Origin of the sequence: Streptomyces sp. ISL-87, assembly GCF_018614095.1 — a bacterium.
Classification (GTDB): Bacteria; Actinomycetota; Actinomycetes; order Streptomycetales; family Streptomycetaceae; genus Streptomyces.
Window position 1 is genome coordinate 1 of sequence record NZ_JAGGOY010000145.1, and the last position, 19,360, is coordinate 19,360.

Annotated in this window: 19 protein-coding genes; 9 read left to right on the forward strand and 10 right to left on the reverse strand. The window is 70.7% G+C overall.

The window, feature by feature from the left end:
* From J7I97_RS37000 to J7I97_RS37010, 3 genes are all read right to left on the reverse strand, one after another.
* A partial coding sequence (locus J7I97_RS37000) for an NADH-quinone oxidoreductase subunit C (protein WP_214944469.1) occupies nucleotides 1-672 on the reverse strand: 672 nt, incomplete at its 3' end.
* Nucleotides 669-1,262, reverse strand: a complete 594-nt coding sequence (locus tag J7I97_RS37005; protein WP_214944471.1) for an NADH-quinone oxidoreductase subunit B — start codon at nucleotides 1,260-1,262, stop codon at nucleotides 669-671. The genes J7I97_RS37005 and J7I97_RS37000, both read right to left, overlap by 4 nt.
* Nucleotides 1,253-1,660 carry an NADH-quinone oxidoreductase subunit A gene (locus J7I97_RS37010; protein ID WP_214944473.1) on the reverse strand — a complete coding sequence of 136 codons (408 nt, stop codon included), beginning with the start codon at nucleotides 1,658-1,660 and terminating at the stop codon, nucleotides 1,253-1,255. The genes J7I97_RS37005 and J7I97_RS37010 overlap by 10 nt, the downstream gene beginning before the upstream one ends.
* Nucleotides 1,661-1,806: 146 nt before the next feature.
* Here J7I97_RS37010 and J7I97_RS37015 point away from each other — a divergent pair, with 146 nt between their 5' ends.
* The 5 genes from J7I97_RS37015 (at nucleotide 1,807) to J7I97_RS37035 (ending at nucleotide 8,742) form a co-directional block, all read left to right on the forward strand.
* Entirely contained in the window at nucleotides 1,807-2,985 is a 1,179-nt protein-coding gene (locus J7I97_RS37015; protein ID WP_214944475.1) for a sensor histidine kinase, read from the forward strand.
* A gap of 387 nt (nucleotides 2,986-3,372) precedes the next feature.
* Complete coding sequence (locus J7I97_RS37020) at nucleotides 3,373-4,662, forward strand: sensor histidine kinase (RefSeq protein WP_251059521.1); 1,290 nt, start codon at nucleotides 3,373-3,375, stop codon at nucleotides 4,660-4,662.
* 205 nt (nucleotides 4,663-4,867) lie between these two features.
* Complete coding sequence (locus J7I97_RS37025) at nucleotides 4,868-5,527, forward strand: response regulator transcription factor (RefSeq protein WP_214944572.1); 660 nt, start codon at nucleotides 4,868-4,870, stop codon at nucleotides 5,525-5,527.
* Nucleotides 5,528-5,681: 154 nt separating this feature from the next.
* Nucleotides 5,682-7,631 carry a 2-oxoacid:acceptor oxidoreductase subunit alpha gene (locus tag J7I97_RS37030; protein WP_214944479.1) on the forward strand — a complete coding sequence of 650 codons (1,950 nt, stop codon included), beginning with the start codon at nucleotides 5,682-5,684 and terminating at the stop codon, nucleotides 7,629-7,631.
* 109 nt (nucleotides 7,632-7,740) lie between these two features.
* Nucleotides 7,741-8,742 (forward strand): 2-oxoacid:ferredoxin oxidoreductase subunit beta, encoded by a 1,002-nt coding sequence (locus tag J7I97_RS37035; protein WP_214944574.1) that lies wholly within the window; start codon nucleotides 7,741-7,743, stop codon nucleotides 8,740-8,742.
* Between the two features lie 62 nt (nucleotides 8,743-8,804).
* On the opposite strand, the gene J7I97_RS37040 is transcribed toward J7I97_RS37035, so the two are convergent.
* Nucleotides 8,805-9,185: a helix-turn-helix domain-containing protein gene (locus J7I97_RS37040; protein WP_214944481.1), complete on the reverse strand. Its 381-nt coding sequence runs from the start codon at nucleotides 9,183-9,185 to the stop codon at nucleotides 8,805-8,807.
* Nucleotides 9,186-9,301: 116 nt separating this feature from the next.
* On the opposite strand from J7I97_RS37040, the gene J7I97_RS37045 reads away from it, so the two are divergent.
* From J7I97_RS37045 to J7I97_RS37055, 3 genes are all read left to right on the forward strand, one after another.
* Complete coding sequence (locus tag J7I97_RS37045; RefSeq protein WP_214944483.1) at nucleotides 9,302-10,156, forward strand: SDR family oxidoreductase; 855 nt, start codon at nucleotides 9,302-9,304, stop codon at nucleotides 10,154-10,156.
* Nucleotides 10,157-10,304: 148 nt separating this feature from the next.
* Entirely contained in the window at nucleotides 10,305-11,249 is a 945-nt protein-coding gene (gene rarD, locus J7I97_RS37050; RefSeq protein WP_214944485.1) for an EamA family transporter RarD, read from the forward strand.
* A 215-nt stretch (nucleotides 11,250-11,464) separates the two neighbouring features.
* On the forward strand, nucleotides 11,465-12,814 hold the full coding sequence (locus J7I97_RS37055) for a M28 family metallopeptidase (RefSeq protein WP_214944487.1): 1,350 nt from the start codon (nucleotides 11,465-11,467) through the stop codon (nucleotides 12,812-12,814).
* Nucleotides 12,815-12,853: 39 nt separating this feature from the next.
* On the opposite strand, the gene J7I97_RS37060 is transcribed toward J7I97_RS37055, so the two are convergent.
* From J7I97_RS37060 to J7I97_RS37080, 5 genes are all read right to left on the reverse strand, one after another.
* Nucleotides 12,854-13,270, reverse strand: coding sequence for a hypothetical protein (locus J7I97_RS37060; RefSeq protein WP_251050316.1), 417 nt, complete (start codon nucleotides 13,268-13,270; stop codon nucleotides 12,854-12,856).
* Nucleotides 13,267-13,470, reverse strand: a complete 204-nt coding sequence (locus tag J7I97_RS37065) for a hypothetical protein (protein ID WP_251050317.1) — start codon at nucleotides 13,468-13,470, stop codon at nucleotides 13,267-13,269. The genes J7I97_RS37060 and J7I97_RS37065 overlap by 4 nt, the downstream gene beginning before the upstream one ends.
* A gap of 95 nt (nucleotides 13,471-13,565) precedes the next feature.
* Entirely contained in the window at nucleotides 13,566-14,789 is a 1,224-nt protein-coding gene (locus J7I97_RS37070; RefSeq protein ID WP_214944491.1) for a sigma-E factor regulatory protein RseB domain-containing protein, read from the reverse strand.
* Between the two features lie 310 nt (nucleotides 14,790-15,099).
* The gene (locus tag J7I97_RS37075; protein ID WP_214944493.1) at nucleotides 15,100-16,110 is read right to left on the reverse strand and encodes a polyprenyl synthetase family protein; all 1,011 of its coding nucleotides are present in this window, start codon (nucleotides 16,108-16,110) and stop codon (nucleotides 15,100-15,102) included.
* Nucleotides 16,111-16,180: 70 nt separating this feature from the next.
* Entirely contained in the window at nucleotides 16,181-16,408 is a 228-nt protein-coding gene (locus J7I97_RS37080; protein WP_214944495.1) for a hypothetical protein, read from the reverse strand.
* On the opposite strand from J7I97_RS37080, the gene J7I97_RS37085 reads away from it, so the two are divergent.
* The gene (locus tag J7I97_RS37085) at nucleotides 16,401-18,401 is read left to right on the forward strand and encodes a CocE/NonD family hydrolase (RefSeq protein WP_214944497.1); all 2,001 of its coding nucleotides are present in this window, start codon (nucleotides 16,401-16,403) and stop codon (nucleotides 18,399-18,401) included. The genes J7I97_RS37080 and J7I97_RS37085 overlap by 8 nt on opposite strands.
* Before the next feature lie 34 nt (nucleotides 18,402-18,435).
* Here the strand turns inward: J7I97_RS37085 and J7I97_RS37090 are convergent, their stop codons facing one another.
* A complete protein-coding gene (locus tag J7I97_RS37090) occupies nucleotides 18,436-19,257 on the reverse strand; it encodes an HAD family hydrolase (protein ID WP_214944499.1) in 822 nt (273 codons plus the stop codon).
* Nucleotides 19,258-19,360: the final 103 nt, after the last annotated feature.

Genomic DNA, 19,360 nt, shown 5'->3' on the forward strand with positions numbered 1-19,360 from the left:
GGTGTCGGCCTCCGGCGGGGTGGTTGCCGGGCGGGGGCGGCGGGTGGGGGCGCCCTCGCGGGGGGTGCGCGGGGTGCGGGTCGGGGCCGGGGGGAGCTGGCCCTTCAGGGGGCCCCACTCGTTCGGGTCCGGGACGCCCGGCGGGAGCATCTGGCGGCGCTTCGGGGCGTCCGGGTCGTGGGCCTCGCCCGGCTCCTTCGCGCCCGGCCAGGCCTTCGCGACGCGCGCGGCCAGGACGAAGTCCTTGCGCAGCGGGTGGCCTTCGAAGTTCTCCGGGAGGAGAAGGTGGACCAGGTGGGGGTGGTCCGTGAAAACGACCCCGAACATCTCGAAGGTCTCGCGCTCGTGCCACTCCGCGCCCGCGTAGATCGCGACCGCGGAGGGCAGGGAGGGCGCCGAGTGCGGGACCGTCGTGCGCAGGAGGAGGCGGCGTACCCGGTGGTTCTCCAGCGAGACGACGTGCGCGCAGACGCGGAAGCCCGTTCCCGGCTCGTCGACCGCGCTCAGCCAGTCGAAGTACGTGCAGCCCAGCTTGTCCCGGGCGATTTCCAGCGAGGAGATCCAGCTCCCGACCGGGACGTCCACCGTGAGGACGTCGTACGAGAACTCGGCCACGGCCTCCGCGCCGAAGATGGTGGCGGCGGCGTCGGGGAGGGAGTCGTACAGGTTCATGCGCGGGTCTCCCCCACCGGCGGAGGGGTGACCAGGCCGCTGGTCAGCTGGGCCGCCGACGGCCCCGACTGGTAGCGGTCCGCCAGCGACTCCCGAGCGATCTTCTCCTGGAGCTTGAGGATTCCCTGGAGCAGCGCCTCGGGGCGCGGCGGGCAGCCCGGCACGTAGACGTCGACCGGGATGATCTGGTCGACGCCCTTCGTCACCGAGTACGAGTCCCAGTACGGGCCGCCGCAGTTGGAGCAGGCGCCGAAGGAGATGACGTACTTCGGCTCCGGCATCTGCTCGTACAGCCGCTTGACCGCCGGGGCCATCTTGTCGGTGACGGTGCCCGAGACGATCATCAGGTCGGCCTGGCGCGGGCCGGGCGCGAACGGGATGACGCCGAGCCGGATGAAGTCGTGCCGGGCCATGGACGCGGCGATGAACTCGATCGCGCAGCAGGCGAGGCCGAAGTTGAAGACCCACAGGCTGTACCGGCGGCCCCAGTTCAGGACCACTTTCATGGGCTCGGGGGCGAGGCGGGAGAGCACTCCCAGGCGCTTCGGCTCCGGGAGCAGCTGAGGCTCGGCCGCTGGTGTCACGTCCATTCGAGGACGCCCTTCTTGTACGCGTAGAGCAGGCCGACGGCCAGGAAGCCGAGGAAGATGAACATCTCCACCAGCGTCGTGGCGCCGTAGCCGGCGGCGGCGAACACCGTCGCCCAGGGGAACAGGAAGATCGAGTCGACGGCGAAGATGACGTACAGGAAGGCGTAGACGTAGTAGCGGACCTGGGTGTGCGCCCAGCCCTCGCCCACAGGGTCCACGCCGCATTCGTAGGTCAGCAGCTTCTCGGGGGTCGGGACCATGGGCCGCAGCAGGCGGCCGGCGCCGAAGGCCCCGGCGACGAAAAGCACACCGAGGAGCGCGAGCAGGCCAACGACCGAATAACTCCGGAAGTAGTCCGCCGCGAGCACGGTTACGGTCGATACCGTTGGGTCGGGCACGTCCGTTCCTCGCTCCTCGGCCACTGTCGACGATCTGTTACGCACGGGAGTCTAGGGCCTGCCTCACACGGGGTGGGGTTATCCCCCGTTCACAGCACCCGGCCACCCCATGGCATCGGTGGGTCGCACTTGGCAGGCTGTGCCGCATGACCGTGATCAATCAAGCCCCGGACAATGACCGGCCTCCTCCCGTACGCGCCGCGCTCAGCGCCGTTACCTGGAAGGAGATTGCGTACCTGCTGAGCAATCTGCCGCTGGCGCTGGTCGGCTTTGTTTACACGGTTGGCATGGTGTCGACCGCGGGCGGTCTGTCGGTGACCGCGGTCGGACTTCCGTTGCTCGCATGCGGTCTTTTCTTGTCTCGCCAGTTGGGACGGCTGGACCGGGCCCGGGCGCGGGCGCTGTTGGGTGTACGGGTGGACGAGCCGACTCCGCTTCCCGGGCCGAAGCGGGCCGGCGGGTTTTTCCCCTGGCTGTGGACGAGCGTCAAGGATCCGGTGGCGTGGCGGACCGTGCTGTACGAGCTGGTACGGCTGCCGTGGGGGGTACTCACCTTCACGGTAGCGCTGACCGGGCTGTTCGTGCTGTGGCCGGTGCTGCCGTATGTGGCGCGGGGGCTGGCGAACGTGGACCGGGCGATGGTACGGGGGCTGCTGTCGCCGTCCGACGAGCTGGAGCGGCGGATCGCGGAGCTGGAGTCCGACCGGGGGGTGGTCGTGGACACCGCGGCGGCTGACCTGCGGCGCATCGAGCGGGATCTGCACGACGGGGCGCAGGCGCGGCTGGTGGCGCTGGCGATGGGGCTGGGCCTGGCGAAGGAGAAGCTGCTGGAGGACCCGGAGGGGGCGGCGGCGATGGTGGACGAGGCGCACGGGGAAGTGAAGCTGGCGCTCCAGGAACTGCGGGACCTGGCGCGGGGGATCCATCCGGCGGTGCTGACGGACCGGGGGCTGGATGCGGCGCTGTCGTCGGTGGCGTCGCGGTGCGTGGTGCCGGTGAAGGTGGCGGTGGATCTGCCGTCGCGGCCGGCGGAGGCGATCGAGGGCATCGCGTACTTCGTGGTGTCGGAGCTGTTGCAGAACGTGAGCAAGCACGCGGGGGCGGGGGCGCGGGGCGCGAGCGTGGAGGTGTGGCGGGCGGGGGCGCGGGTGCTGATCCGGGTTTCGGATGACGGCCGTGGCGGAGCGCGTGCGGTGGACGGGTCGGGGTTGGCGGGGCTCGCGGAGCGGCTTGGGGCGGTGGACGGGGTGCTGGTGGTGGACTCGCCGGATGGGGCGGGGACCGTGGCCACGGCCGAGCTGCCTTGGCGGGACCGGGGGGCGTAGGCCTCTGGCGGGGGTTTGGGGTCCCTGGGGCGCGGCTGGCCCGGGGGCCCTTTTGCGTGTGCGGGGGCCGTCCCGGGGGTGGGTGGGTCGTTCCGCTCGCGGGTGCCCTGCGGGCCGGCTTCCTGGGGCTCCGCCCCAGACCCCGCGCCTCAAACGCCGGCGGGGCTGGAGTGTGGTGCGGCGCCGCTGCCGCCGCGGCTCAACGCCGGCGGGGGCTGGAGTGTGGTGCGGCGCCGCTGCCGCCATGGCTCAACGCCGGCGGGGCTGGAGGGCGGCTGGGGTGGGGTTAACCCCCCGGGGGACAGGCCGACTCGCCGGATGGTTTGGGGGGAGGGGCGGGGTCAGGGTGGAGGGGTTGAGGGCTGGTCGGAAGGGTGGGATGGGGTTATGGGCAAGGGGATCGGGGTCGGTGGGGTGTTGCGGGGGCCTGTGGAGGGGCGGGTGTGGCGGGAGTTCGGGTATCTGGTGCTCGGGCTGCCGCTCAGCACGCTGTACTTCTCGCTCGCCATCACCGGTGTGAGCCTCGGCGCCGGGCTGCTCGTCACCTTCCTCGGGGTTCCCGTCCTCGCCGGGGTGCTCGCCATGTGCCGCGGGTTCGGGCGGCTGGAGCGGGCCCGGGTGCGCGGGCTGCTGCGCGTGGACGTCGCCGGTCCGGAGCCGGTCAAGGCCCGCGAGGGCGGGGCGCTCGTCGCGATGGGGGCGCTGCTCAAGAGCGGGAGCGCCTGGCGGCACGTGCTGTACTGCGTGATCCACTTTCCGTGGGCCGTGTTCGCCTTCAGCCTGGCGCTGGTGTTCTGGGCGTACGGGTGGGCCTTCCTGCTGTATCCCGTGTGGTGGTGGGTGTTCCCGGCGTATACCGATCAGCCCGGGCTGGAGCTCTTCCAGAAGGGTGATTACTCCTTCTACCTGGACTCCCCCGCCGAGATCGCCCTGGCCTGCCTTCTCGGTCTGGTGGTCACGCTGGCCACCCCCTGGGTGGTGCGGGCCCTGACCACCGTCGACCGGGTGCTGGTCAGCGCGCTGCTCGGGCCGTCCCGCCTCGCCCACCGGGTCAGCGAGCTGGAGTCCGACCGGGGCGTGGTGGTCGACACCGCGGCCGCCGACCTGCGGCGCATCGAGCGGGACCTGCACGACGGGGCGCAAGCGCGGCTCGTGGCGCTGGCCATGGATCTGGGGCTCGCGAAGGAGAAGCTGAACGAGGACCCGCAGGCCGCCGCCCGGATGGTGGACGAGGCACACGGAGAGGTGAAGATCGCCCTCCAGGAGCTGCGGGATCTGGCACGGGGCATCCATCCGGCGGTGCTGACCGACCGTGGCCTGGACGCGGCGCTGTCCTCGGTGGCCTCGCGGTGCGCCGTACCGGTGCGGGTGGCCGTGGATCTCCCGGCCCGGCCCACGGCGGCGATCGAGGGGATCGCGTACTTCACCGTGTCGGAGCTGCTGCAGAACGTCAGCAGGCATGCCCGGGCCCGCAGCGCGAGTGTCGACGTGTGGAAATCCAGGGACCGGCTGCTGCTCCAGGTCGCCGACGACGGGCGGGGCGGGGCGGGCACCCGGCCCGGGGGCGGGCTGGCCGGGCTCACCGAGCGACTGGACGCCGTGGACGGGGTGCTGGTCGTGGACTCTCCGGCAGGCGGCGGCACCACCGTCACCGCCGAGCTCCCCTGGCGCGTGTGAGGGTCCCCGTGGGGGCCGCCCGAGGAGCCGCCTGATTGGGCCGCCTGAGCGTCGTGGAATGTCCCGTCGCCGCCTGGAACCGTTCCCGTAACCCCACTTGTTGGCCCGGACCCGCCTTGATCGAGCCGCGAGGCTGGGATGCTTGGCTATGCCAGGGACACCGGACATGAGTGGATGCGGGAGCTGCTGAGTCGTGGACGACAGGGTGCGTGTGGTCATCGCCGAGGATTCAGTGCTGCTGCGCGAGGGCCTGACCCGGCTGCTGACCGACCGGGGGCATGACGTCGTCGCGGGCGTCGGGGACGCGGAAGCCCTGATCAAGACGGTGGCGGAGCTGGCGGCGGAGGACGCGCTGCCGGATGTGGTGGTCGCCGATGTGCGGATGCCGCCGACCCACACCGACGAAGGCGTACGGGCCGCCGTACGGCTGCGGCGCGACTACCCCGGGATAGGTGTGCTCGTGTTGTCGCAGTACGTGGAGGAGCAGTACGCCACGGAACTGCTGGCCGGTTCGAGCACCGGGGTGGGGTACCTGCTGAAGGACCGCGTGGCCGAGGTACGGGAATTCCTGGACGCGGTGGTCCGGGTGGCCAAGGGCGGTACGGCCCTGGATCCCGAGGTCGTGGCCCAGCTGCTCGGCCGCAGCCGCAAGCAGGACGTCCTGGCGGGTCTGACCCCCCGCGAGCGCGAGGTACTGGGGCTGATGGCCGAGGGGCGGACCAATTCCGCCGTGGCGAAGCAGCTGGTCGTGAGTGACGGGGCGGTGGAGAAGCACGTCAGCAACATCTTCATGAAGCTGGGCCTGTCCCCGAGTGATGGGGATCACCGGCGTGTGCTGGCGGTTCTTACCTACCTGAAGTCTTGATCCACTGACACTCTGTCAGGTATGCAGCACGACGTCTGTCGGACAGGCCACCCGAAGGGGTGGTCCAGAATTCGGGCGACCCGGGGATGCGGACCCTCACGGACGTAGGGTTGACCTTGGGAGCGAGCGCCCGCCTCGAAGGAGGTCCAGTTCAGTGACCAGCCAGGTCAGTAGTCCAGCCGAGCAGGCCGACGGGGCCGAAGAGGCCGTAGTCGGCGAACAGCGGACAGCCCGGCATCCAGGCGGGGGCGGCAAGGAAGTACGCCGCCTCGATCGGGTGATCATTCGCTTCGCGGGTGACTCGGGTGACGGTATGCAGTTGACCGGTGACCGGTTCACCTCGGAGACGGCTTCGTTCGGTAACGACCTCTCCACGCTGCCGAACTTCCCCGCCGAGATCCGGGCACCTGCCGGAACCCTGCCGGGCGTGTCCTCGTTCCAGCTGCATTTCGCCGATCACGACATCCTGACGCCGGGCGACGCCCCGAACGTGCTGGTCGCGATGAACCCGGCGGCCCTGAAGGCGAACATCGCGGACGTGCCGCGCGGCGCGGAGATCATCATCAATACCGATGAGTTCACCAAGCGCCCGATGGCCAAGGTCGGCTACGAGACTTCGCCGCTGGAAGACGGCTCGCTGGACGCGTACAGCATCCACCCGGTGCCGCTGACCACGCTGACGGTGGAGGCGCTGAAGGACTTCGGGCTGTCGCGCAAGGAGGCCGAGCGCAGCAAGAACATGTTCGCGCTGGGCCTGCTGAGCTGGATGTACCACCGGCCCACCGAGGCCACCGAGGCCTTCCTGCGGCAGAAGTTCGCGAAGAAGCCCGAGATCGCCGAGGCGAACGTCACCGCCTTCCGGGCCGGCTGGAACTTCGGCGAGACCACCGAGGACTTCGCCGTCTCCTACGAGGTGGCCCCCGCCACCCGCGCCTTCCCGCCCGGCACCTACCGCAACATCTCCGGGAACCTGGCGCTGGCGTACGGACTGATCGCGGCCGGCCAGCAGGCCGATCTGCCGCTCTACCTGGGCTCGTACCCGATCACCCCGGCCTCCGACATCCTGCACGAGCTGTCGAAGCACAAGAACTTCGGCGTGCGCACCTTCCAGGCCGAGGACGAGATCGCCGGCATCGGCGCGGCCCTGGGGGCGGCCTTCGGCGGCGCGCTCGGGGTGACGACCACGTCCGGGCCGGGTGTGGCGCTGAAGTCCGAGACGATCGGCCTGGCGGTCTCCCTGGAGCTGCCGCTGCTGATCGTGGACATCCAGCGGGGCGGGCCGTCCACGGGCCTGCCGACCAAGACGGAGCAGGCGGATCTGCTCCAGGCCATGTACGGGCGCAACGGCGAGGCGCCGGTCCCGATCGTGGCCCCCAGGACGCCGGCGGACTGCTTCGACGCGGCGCTCGACGCCGCCCGTATCGCGCTGACGTACCGGACCCCGGTGTTCCTGCTCTCCGACGGGTACCTCGCGAACGGCTCCGAGCCCTGGCGGATCCCGGACGTCGCGGACCTGCCCGACCTGACGGTGAAGTTCGCGACCGGTCCGAACCACGAGCTGGCCGACGGCAGCGAGGTGTTCTGGCCCTACAAGCGCGACGAGCGGACGCTGGCCCGCCCCTGGGCGGTCCCGGGCACGCCCGGCCTTGAGCACCGGATCGGCGGCATCGAGAAGCAGGACGGCACGGGCAACATCTCCTACGACCCGGCCAACCATGACCTCATGGTCCGCACCCGTCAGGCCAAGATCGACGGAATCGCCGTTCCGGATGTCGAGGTCGACGATCCGGACGAGGCGCGGACCCTCGTGATCGGCTGGGGCTCGACGTACGGGCCGATCACCGCCGCCGTGCGCCGGCTGCGGATCGCGGGAGTCCCCATCGCGCAGGCCCACCTGCGCCACCTCAACCCCTTCCCCAGGAATCTGGGCGAGGTCCTGAAGCGTTACGAGAAGGTAGTGGTGCCGGAGATGAACCTCGGGCAGCTCGCCACCCTGATCCGGGCGAAGTACCTGGTCGATGCCCAGTCGTACAACCAGGTGAATGGAATGCCGTTCAAGGCCGAGCAGCTCGCCAAGGTTCTCAAGGAGGCCACCAATGACTGAGGCTCCCACGACTGAGGCTCCCACGACTGAGGCTTCCACGACCGGGGCTCCCACGACCGGGGCTCCCACGCTCCTCTCCTTGGTGCCCAAGGCAGAGGCGAAGCAGTCCATGAAGGACTTCAAGTCCGACCAGGAAGTGCGCTGGTGCCCGGGCTGCGGGGACTATGCCGTTCTCGCCGCCGTCCAGGGCTTCATGCCCGAGCTCGGCCTGGCGAAGGAGAACATCGTCTTCGTCTCCGGAATCGGCTGCTCCTCCCGCTTCCCGTACTACATGAACACCTACGGGATGCACTCCATCCACGGCCGCGCCCCGGCGATCGCGACGGGTCTGGCGACCTCGCGGCGCGACCTGTCGGTGTGGGTGGTCACCGGCGACGGCGACGCGCTGTCCATCGGCGGAAACCACCTGATCCACGCCCTGCGACGGAACGTCAACCTCAAGATCCTGCTGTTCAACAACCGGATCTACGGTCTGACCAAGGGCCAGTACTCACCCACCTCCGAGCTCGGCAAGATCACCAAGTCGACCCCGATGGGCTCGCTGGACGCGCCGTTCAACCCGGTGTCCCTGGCCATCGGCGCGGAGGCCTCGTTCGTGGCGCGGACGGTCGACTCGGACCGCAAGCACCTCACCGAGGTGCTGCGCCAGGCGGCCGACCACCAGGGCACGGCGCTGGTGGAGATCTACCAGAACTGCAACATCTTCAACGACGGCGCCTTCGAGGTCCTCAAGGACAAGGACCAGGCCCAGGAGGCCGTGATCCGGCTGGAGCAGGGGCAGCCGATCCGCTTCGGCGTCGACGGGCACAAGGGCGTGGTCCGCGATCCGGCGACCGGCGACCTGGAAGTGGTGGCCGTGACTCCGGAGAACGAGTCGCGGATCCTGGTCCACGACGCGACGACCGCGTCACCCACCACCGCCTTCGCGCTGTCCCGGCTGGCCGACCCCGACACCCTGCGCCAGACCCCCATCGGGGTGTTCCGCAGCGTCGAGCGGCCCGTCTACGACACCCTCATGGCCGAGCAGCTCGACACGGCCATCGACCAGCGCGGCAAGGGCGACCTCGCCACACTGCTCGGCGGCAACGACACCTGGACGGTCGTGGGCTGACCCCGGTACGACCAACCAGGCTGACCCCGGTACGACCGACCACCCGGCCCGGATCCCGCTCGCTAAGGGGTCCGGGCCTCGTCGTACGCGACCCGCGCCGCCTGTACGTCGGCCGTACGCCGCTCGGTCCAGCGGGCGAGCGCCCACACCTGCTCGGCGGCCTCGCGCCCGAGCTCCGTGAGCGAATAGTCCACCCTCGGCGGGATCACCGGCTTCGCGTCCCGCAGCAGGAATCCGTCGCGCTCAAGCGTCTGCAGAGTCTGCGCCAGCATCTTCTCGCTGACGCCGCCCACCTCCCGGCGCAGCTCGCTGAAGCGGTACGACCGCTCGACGAGCGCGCCCAGGACCAGGACGCCCCAGCGGCTGGTGACGTGTTCCAGCACCCCACGGGAGGGGCACATCGGAGCCTTCACCCCGTTGACACTTACGACACTTACTCCCATGCCAGTACCTTACTTCGAAGTGGGTACTACCCAAAAGTTAGCGCTCTCCATACGGTAGTGACATCAGGCGTCACGGCGTCACGGCGTCACCCCAGCAAGAAACCAGGAGAGCAACCATGAGCATCGTCGTCACCGGAGCCACCGGAGCCCTCGGCCGTCTCGTCCTCAACGAGCTGCTGGAGCGGGTCCCCGCCGACCGCGTCGCCGTCGCCGTCCGGAACAAGGAGAAGGCAGCCGACCTCGCCGCGCGCGGGGTCGAGGTACGGATCGCCGACTACGACGACCCCGCGGGCCTGGCCGGCGCCTTCCGGGCCGGCGACCGGGTGCTGCTGATCTCCGGCAGCGAGGTCGGGCGGCGCGTCCCGCAGCACACCGCCGTGATCGAGGCCGCACGGGCGGCGGGCGTGGCGCAGCTCGCGTACACCGGGGTACTGGGCGGGCCCGAGGCGGACTTCGACCTGGCCGCCGAGCACAAGGCCACCGAGCAGGCGATTCTCGACTCCGGCCTGCCGTACACCTTCCTGCGCAACGGCTGGTACCACGAGAACTACACCGGCCACCTGGGCACCGTCCTGGAGCACGGGGCGGTCGTGGCCAGCGCTGGCGAGGGCCGGATCGCCTCGGCGGCGCGGGCCGACTACGCGGCCGCCGCGGCGGTGGTGCTGACCGGCGAGGGCCACCTGAACCAGGTCTACGAACTCTCCGGCGACACCGCCTGGAGCCTGGCGGAGTACGCCGCCGAGGTCTCGGAGCGGTCCGGCCGGGAGATCTCGTACACCGAGGTCCCGGCCGAGGCGCACCTGTCGATCCTGACCGGCGCCGGGGTCCCGGAGGGCTTCGCGGCGATCCTCGTCGACGTGGACGCGGCCATCGCGCGCGGGCGGCTGGCCGGCACCGGCGGCGACCTGTCCCGGCTCATCGGGCGGCCGACGACTCCGGTGTCCGAGGCGATCGCCACTGCCCTCGCGTAGCGGACACCGGCGCCTCGCGTAGCGGACACCGCGCCCCGGCTAGCGGACACCGCAGCGATGTCATGAGTATCGCCCCGTAACGGGCATGACATTCGACCCTCGCGGCGCTACCTTCGTGAGGTTGGCTGGATTTCGCACAGGAGGCCCCGTGAAGGCAGAGACCGAGCAGCGCACGGGTTTGCTCTACGGATTCGGCGCATACGGACTCTGGGGGCTCGTCCCCCTCTTCTGGCCGCTCCTCAAGCCCTCCGGTGCCATCGAGATCCTGGCCCACCGCATGGTGTGGTCCCTGGCCGTGGTCGGGGTGGCCCTGCTCGCCATGCGCCGCTGGGACTGGATACGGGAACTGCTGCGACAGCCCCGCAAGCTCGGCCTGACCGCCCTCGCCGCGTCCGTGATCAGCGTGAACTGGGGCCTGTACATCTGGGCCGTCAACCACGGGCAGGTGGTCGAGGCCAGCCTCGGCTATTTCATCAACCCCCTCGTCACCATCGCCATCGGCGTGCTGCTGCTCGGTGAGCGGCTGCGCCGCGCCCAGTGGGTGGCGGTCGCCATCGGTTTCGCCGCCGTGCTGGTGCTCGCCATCGGCTACGGGCGTCCGCCGTGGATCTCGCTGGTCCTCGCCTTCTCCTTCGCGACGTACGGGCTGATCAAGAAGAAGCTCAACATGGGCGGCGTGGAGTCGCTGGCCGCCGAGACCGCGCTGCTGTTCCTCCCCGCCCTCGGCTACCTGCTGTGGCTCGCCGTCCAGGGCCGGTCCACCTTCGCCACAGAGGGCCTCGGGCACTCCGCCCTGCTCGCCGCGACCGGGCTGGTCACCGCGATCCCGCTGGTCTTCTTCGGGGCGGCCGCGATCCGGGTCCCGCTGTCCACGCTCGGGCTGCTCCAGTACATGGCGCCGGTGTTCCAGTTCGGGCTGGGCGTCCTGTACTTCCACGAGGCTATGCCGCCCGAGCGCTGGGCCGGCTTCTCCCTGGTCTGGGGCGCGCTCGCGCTGCTGACCTGGGACGCGCTGCGGACGGCCCGGCGGTCCCGGGCCATGCTGGAGGCGGCCCCCGCCGTCGTGGCCGCACCGGCGCGCGAACCGGCGTAACAGCAACAGAGCACCCGTCATCGCCCCCACGATCCCCGCTGCGGAACTCCCGCGGCGGGGATCGTCCGCTTACCGAACCACCCTGACCGAATTGCGTTCTTGACGGCTAGTCATACTCTCGCTGAACATCAGGCTCGCACTGGCGTACCCATGCTCACCCTCGCCAGCCCCGCACGTTCCGTTCACATCCCCAAACGGAATCCCGGAGCCCCCACATGAGCCTGTCCGTCTCCCGGCGCCTCGCCGCCGTGACCGCGATCGCGGTCGCCGGCCTGTTCGCCCCCGCCGCACTCGCCGCCCCCGCCGCGCTCGCCGCACCAGCGGCCACCGCGGCGGCCACCGCGGCGGCCACCGCGGCGCCGACGCCGCCCGACATCCCGCTGGCCAACGTCAAGGCACACCTGGCGCAGCTTCAGTCCATAGCCGGCAACAACGGCGGCAACCGCGCCCACGGCAAGGCCGGCTACAAGGCCTCGATCGACTACGTCAAGGCCAAGCTGGACGCCGCCGGTTTCACCACGACCCTCCAGACCTTCACCACCAGCGGCGCCACCGGCTACAACCTGATCGCCGACTGGCCGGGCGGCGACCCCAACTCCGTGCTGATGGCGGGCTCGCACCTGGACTCGGTGAGCGCGGGCCCGGGCATCAACGACAACGGCTCCGGCTCGGCGGCCGTGCTGGAGACCGCGCTGGCCGTGTCACGCGCGGGCCTCCAGCCGACGAAGCACTTGCGCTTCGGCTGGTGGGGCGCGGAGGAGCTGGGGCTCGTCGGCTCGAAGTACTACGTCAACAGCCTGTCGAGCACCGAGAAGGCGAAGTTCTCCGGCTACCTGAACTTCGACATGATCGGCTCGCCGAATCCGGGCTACTTCGTCTACGACGACGACCCGGCCATCGAGCAGACCTTCAAGACGTACTTCGCCGGTCTGAACATCCCGACGGAGATCGAAACCGAAGGCGACGGCCGCTCCGACCACGCCCCGTTCAAGAACGCCGGCATCCCGGTCGGCGGTCTGTTCTCCGGCGCCGACTACACCAAGACGGCGGCGCAGGCCCAGAAGTGGGGCGGCACCTCCGGCAAGGCCTTCGACGCCTGCTACCACGCCTCCTGCGACACCACGGCGAACATCGACGACACCGCCCTGGACCGGAATTCCGACGCCATCGCCTACGCCGTCTGGAACCTGGGCGCCGCCACCACGGTGCCGCCCGGCCCGTCCTTCGAGAACACGGCGGACGTGAACATCCCGGACTCCCCCGCTGCCGCGGTGACCTCGCCGATCACGGTGTCGGGCGTCACGGGCAACGCCCCGGCCACCACCAAGGTCGACGTCAACATCGTCCACACCTACCGCGGTGACCTGGTGATCGACCTGATCGCCCCGGACGGCACCGCCTACCGGCTGAAGAACTCCTCCGGTTCGGACTCCGCCGACAACGTGATCGCCTCGTACGCGGTGAACGCGTCGAGCGAGGTGGCCAACGGGGTCTGGAAGCTCCAGGTCAAGGACGTGGCGGCGCAGGACGTCGGCTACATCAACAGCTGGAAGATCACCTTCTAGGGCACCCTGCCCACGAAGGCGCCTGCGCCCCCGAAGGGCCTACGCGTCCTCGGTGCTCGCCCGCGCCGAGGACGACAGCGGCTCCTGGATCCGGGCGCGCAGCTCCTCGGCGACCGCCGCGATGTCCGCGCGCCCCAGCTTCGCCGCCTCGACCAGATCGCCGAGCTCCTCCGGCGAGGGCAGCTGCTTGGCCCCGGCCACCCGCAGGTACGAGCGGGTGGCCGCGGCCGCGTAGAACTCGTTCATCGGGGATTCCAGCGCCGGGCACACCGCGAGGGTGTGCAGAAACGCGGCAGCCCGCCACGCGGTGTCCGGGGCGGGCTGTTCGGGCACTAGAACGAGGTCGTTCTGGTGCCTGGCGACGGCGGCGGCCACCCCGGAGGGGTCCCATACGGCGGGATCCGAGGGGAGATGGTGGGCCAGGGCGGTCCAGGCCCACTCCATGGTGATCTTCAATTGCCGAACCGCTCCTGGAAGTAGCCCCAGTGGTCGGCGAACTCGTCGATGCCCGACAGGAAGCTCTTCCGGTCCTCGTCGAGCTCGCGTTCCGTGACCTCGGTGATCAGCGCGGTAACCGTCGTCCCCAACGCCGCCGCGCGCGCCTTGAGGCGTTCGTGGAACTCTTCGTCCAGGCGGATGGTGACATGTCTCGACATGCTTTTCACGGTACAGCGGGCGTGCTGTACGGGGGGCCGGAACGGCAGAAGGGTGGGCAGGGACACAGTCCCGGCCCACCCTTCAGGCGTGGCGCCTACTTGGCGGAGTCGGCCGCCTTCACGAGCGCGTCCTTGGTGACCGCGCCGACGTAGACCTTGCCGTCGTCCGTGATCAGGGCGTTGACCAGGCGGGTCGAGAAGACCCGGCCCTCGCCGAACTTGCCCTTGACCTTGTCCCCGAGGGAGTCGAGGAACTGCTTGGCCTCCTTGGGCGCGTTCTTGTCGTTCGCCGCGCCCTCGAGGTCCTTCATGCCGGCCCCGGTGTCGATGCGGGCGACGGTCGCCCACCCCTCGCCGAGCACCTTCACATCGCCCTTGCCGGCGCCGCCGCCGGTCAGGCCCTCCAGGCCCGGGAAGGACTCCAGGGCCTTCCACTCCTTGCCGTGGTCGCCCTTGCCGTGGTCGCCCTTGCCCTTGGCGTCCTCGGCCGCGCCCTCGGTCACCTTCGCACCCTTGGGGGCCTTGAAGGCGAAGGTGTCGGCGGACGGCTTGGCGAAGTCCACCTTGGTGAAGCCCGCGTCCACGATCGGCTTGCCGCCCTGGCTGGACAGCAGCTGCACGCGCAGCGGCACACCGTTCTTGGCGTCGACCGCGATCTGGACGGAGCCGACGGTGGAGCCGGCCTGCTTGGGCTTCAGCACCAGCTGGTAGGCGTCCCGCCCGGCCACCTGCGCGGTGTCGCCCACGCTGACTTCCGTGGTCGGGCCGGCGGCCTTCAGGACGTCCTGGGCCAGCTGCTGGGGCGAGGCCGGGAGCCGGTCGCCCGTCTTGTGCCGCTCGCCCGCGCGCTTCCCCGCCTCGGGGTCGTTCTCGTGCCAGACCTCATTGGACTTGCTGTCGTACCCCCACACGTCGGCGCCGTTGTGGATGAGGCTGTACTCGTCCTTGCCGTCCAGGAACGTGAGCTTCTGGCGGTCCGGGCCGTCGGCCGCGACCCGGAAGGTGTGCGTGCCGTTCGCCAGCTGCGCGACCTTGTCCTGCGGGTCGGCCGAACCCCCGGCAACGCCCCCGCCGCCGAGCAGGCCGGTCGCCAGGGTCGGCAGGCCCAGGTCGGTGCTGATCTTGGCGGTGCCGGAGATCTGCTCCACGTCCGACGCGGCGATCTTCTCGATGAGCTGTTGTGCCGTCACCTTCGGCAGGTCCGGCCCGCCCCCGTTGGCGAAGGCGGGGACCATCGCGATGGTCGCCGCGGCCACACCGAACACCGCGACCGGTACGGCGTACCGGGCGGCCTTGCGGGTCTTCGTGTTCGTTGCCATCTGTCTGCCCTGCCTCTGTGTGTACGGCGGCGACTACCCGTCAGTGCATGAATACACGTCCACCCCTCGCCGCCACTCTCACCCGATCTGGTGGGGATGTGCCTCTATCTGACCAAAGGCGAGGGGGGTGAGGCGTCACTCCCCGGACTCAACTCCGCGTACAACCCAGGGATGAGACGACCGGGGCCCTGCATCCCCTACCCGTAGGGGATGCAGGGCCCCGGCCTCTGCCATCGGTATGACGCGGGCGCTGCGCGCCGGTCGAAGCAGCCGCTAGGTGCCGCCCCGGCAAACCCTTCCGGCCACGGCACTAGCCGGCGCGGTGCACCACCGCGTCGCACAGCTCCTCCAGTGCCGACTTCGCGAAGCACTCCGGCAGCGGCGCGAGCGTGGCCCGCGCGTCCTGCGCGTACCGGATCGTGTCGCGACGGGCCTGCTCCAGCGCGGGGTGCACCCGCAGCCGGGCCAGCACCTCGGCGTGCCGGGCGTCGTCGGTCAGGTCGCCGTCCAGGAGCTGTACGAGCTCCAGGTCCTCGGGGGCGCCGCCCTGGGCCGCCGTCTCGCGCAGCCGCAGCACGGGCAGCGTCGGGATGCCCTCGCGCAGGTCGGTGCCCGGGGTCTTGCCGGACTCGTGCGAGTCGGAGGCGATGTCGAGGACGTCGTCGGCGAGCTGGAAGGCGGTGCCGAGCCGCTCGCCGTACTGGGTGAGGATGTCGACGACGGACTCGTCGGCCCCGGACATCAGCGCGCCGAAACGGCCGGAAACCGCGATCAGCGAGCCGGTCTTGCCGGCGATGACGTCCAGGTAGTGCTCGACGGGGTCGCGCCCGTCGCGCGGGCCGGCCGTCTCCAGGATCTGGCCCGTCACCAGCCGCTCGAAGGCCTCGGCCTGGATCCGTACGGCCTCGGGTCCGAGGTCCGCCAGGATGTGCGAGGCGCGGGCGAACAGGAAGTCACCCGTGAGGACGGCCACCGAGTTGCCCCAGCGCGCGTTGGCGCTGGCCACCCCGCGGCGGACGTCGGCCTCGTCCATGACGTCGTCGTGGTAGAGCGTCGCCAGATGGGTGAGCTCCACGACCACGGCGGACGGCACGATCCCCGGTGCGTAGGGATCCCCGAAGCGGGAGGCCAGCATCACCAGCAGCGGCCGGAAGCGCTTGCCTCCGGCGCGCACCAGGTGCTGTGCGGCCTCGGTGATGAAGGGGACTTCGCTCTTGGTGGCCTCCAGCAGACCCGCCTCGACGGCGGCCAGTCCGGCCTGGACATCGGTCTCAAGAGCCTGGTCCCGCACGCTCAGTCCGAACGGCCCGACGACGGTCACGAGGGGTACTCCTGTCTGCTGACGATCACGCTGACGATCACATGGATTGTCGATGTGTCGCTGCCATCACTCAAGCCAGCGTATCCGGTCTGTTTTCGATCACCGAGAGCGCCTGTCCGACTCCGGCCCCGTCACCACACGCGCAGCGCCCGAAGCGCACCGGTATGTTCTTGAGAAGCCGAATCAACCGGAGAATGCGTTTTGTCCAGATCAGCCCGCTGCCACTACGCCGTGGCGGCGGCGAACGGCGCACCCCGTCCACCGAGGCGATTGGTGAGGGAATCTTTCCGATGATCATCCGTACCGAATTCCCGTACGAGACCACGCGCGAGGATGTCCGGATCCCGCTCCCCGACGGTGTCGAGCTGTACGCCCGGATCTGGCGCCCGGTGACGGACGAGCCGGTCCCGGCGCTGCTGGAGTACCTCCCGTACCGGCTGACGGACTGGACCGCGCCACGCGACTGGCAGCGCCACCCCTGGTACGCGGGGCACGGCTACGCCTCGGTACGGGTGGACGTGCGCGGGCACGGGTGCAGCGGGGGCGCGCCGGGCGACGAGTACGACGCGCGGGAGCTGGCCGACGGGGTCGCGGTCGTCCAATGGCTGGCCGCGCAGCCGTGGTGCACGGGCTCGGTCGGCATGTTCGGCATCTCGTGGGGCGGCCTCAACTCCCTCCAGATCGCGGCGCTGGCGCCGCGGGCGCTGAAGGCCGTGGTCACGGTCTGCTCGACGGACGACCGGTACGACAACGACGTGCACTACATGGGCGGCTCGGTGCTGGCCGTGGGCACGCACGCGTGGGCGGCGGCCATGCTGGCCTTCTCCGCACGGCCGCCGGACCCGCTGTTCGTGGGCGACGGCTGGCGTGACCAGTGGCTGGCCCGCCTCGAATCGGTGGAACCACTGATCCACACCTGGCTCTCGCACCAGACGCGGGACGGCTACTGGAGGCACGGCAGCGTCTGTGAGGACTACGGGGCGATCGGCGCGGCCGTCCTGGCGGTGGGCGGCTGGCACGACCCGTACCGGGACACGGTGCTGCGGCTGGTGTCGGCGCTGCCGTCGGACCGGGTGCGGGGGATCATCGGCCCCTGGTCCCACCAGTACCCCGACCGGGACCGTCCGCCGGGCCCGGCGATCGGGTTCCTCCAGGAGACGCTGCGCTGGTGGGACCACTGGCTCAAGGGGGTGGAGAACGGGGTGATGGGCGAGCCGCTGCTCCGCTCCTGGATCAGCGAGTCACACCCGCCGGCGACGGTGTACGAGCGGATGGAGGGCCGCTGGGTGGGTGACTCGGCCTGGCCGTCCGCGTCCGTCATCCCCGTCTCCTACGGGCTCCAGGGCCCTCCGGTGGCGGTAGCGTCCCCGCAGCACACCGGGCTGGACGCGGGCCGGCTCTCCCCGTTCGGCAACGACGCGGACCTGCCGCCCGATCAGCGGGCGGAGGATGCGAAGTCGGCGTGCTTCGAGTTCCCGGTGGGCGACGAGGCCGTGCGGATCCTGGGCCGCCCGCGGGTGACGGCCCGGCTGCGGATGGACGTTCCGTACGGGCAGATCATCGCCCGCCTGTGCGATGTGGCACCTGACGGGTCGTCCACCCTGGTCACCCGGGGCGCCCTGAACCTCTCGGCGCGGCGGGGGCGGGAGCGGGCGGTGCCGTGGCCGGTGGGCTCACACGAGGAGGTCACGTTCGAGCTGAGCGGAATCGGCCACTCGTTCCCGCCGGGCCACCGCATCCGCCTCGCCCTTTCCTCCGCCTACTGGCCGTGGATCTGGCCGAGAGCCGGCTCCGAGGCGGGCTGGACCCTGGACCCGGCGGGCAGCACGCTGGAGCTCCCGGTACGGGCCGGTGGTCCGTCAGAGCCCGGGATCGTGTTCGAGGCACCGGAACAGTCGGAGCCGCTGGGGGTGGTCCACCCGGCCACGCTGGACGAACCGCGTCCAGAACGGCTGGTGGTACGGGACGTCGCGCGGGGGGTCTGGCGGCTGGAGGTGGATCCCCGGTACGGGGGCACGCGGGTGTATCCGGACGGGCTGGAGTTCACCGAGGACGCGGTGGAGGTGTACGAGATCCAGGAGGCGGACCCCCTCTCGGCCCGGACCCGCTCGGAATGGCGGATCCGGCTGCACCGGCCCGAGCTGACGTGGGACGCGAGGGTGGAGACCCGGTCGGAGATCTCGTGCGACGAGGGCGGGTTCCTGACGTCCAACGAGGTGGTGTGCCGGGAGGGGGACGAGATCGTCTTCCACCGGACGTGGGAACGCCGGCTGCCCCGGGCCGCCTGCTGACTCCTGCGGGGCTCGTTCCCCGCGCGTCGGGGCGTCAGCTCTCGTACAGGCGTTCCAGGACCACCGCGATGCCGTCCGACTCGTTCGAAAGGGTGACTTCGTCGGCGACGGCCACCAGTTCCCGGTGGGCGTTCGCCATCGCCACGCCGTGCGCCGCCCACGCGAACATGGGGACGTCGTTGGGCATGTCCCCGAACGCGATCGTCGACGCCGCCGAGACCCCCAGGACGGCCGCCGCCCGCGCCAGCCCGCTCGCCTTGTCGATGCCCGGCGGCTGGAGCTCCACCGTGTGTTCCCCGGCCATGGTGACGTTCACCAGGTGCCCGACCACCCCCCGCGCGACCCGGGTCAGTTCGTCGTCGTCCAGCTCCGGGTGCTGGAGCAGCACCTTGTTGATCGGCGCGGCCCACAGATCGGCCCGCCGCCGCACCCGGACCGTCGGCAGGTGCGGGTGCCACATCCGGTAGCCCGGCCCTATCAGCATCTCCGCGTCCACGCCCTCCTGGTTGACCGCCGCGTACACCTCGCCGATCTCCGCCTCGATCTTCCCCAGCGCCACCTCCGCCAGCTCCCGGTCCATGCCCACGGAGTGCAGCAGGCGCCCGGCCGCCGCGTCGTACACCTGCGCGCCCTGCCCGCACACCGCGAGCCCCGTGTAGCCGAGGTCGTCCAGGACATGCCGTACCTGCGGAACCGGCCGGCCGGTGACGATGATGTGCTGGGCGCCGGCGGCGCGCGCCGTCGCGAGCGCCGCGTACGAGCGGGCCGAGACGGTGTCTCCGGCGCGCAGCAGAGTCCCGTCCAGGTCAGTGGCGATCAAGGCGAAGGGGAGGGCCGAAAGCGGGGCGGAAGTCACGGCGCAAGGATACGGACCCCTTTGGACAAGTCCTACAAATAGAGCCCGAATCCGGCCTCCCGCGGGCCCCACCAGCCACGTAACGTGGCAACCAGTCCCCGGG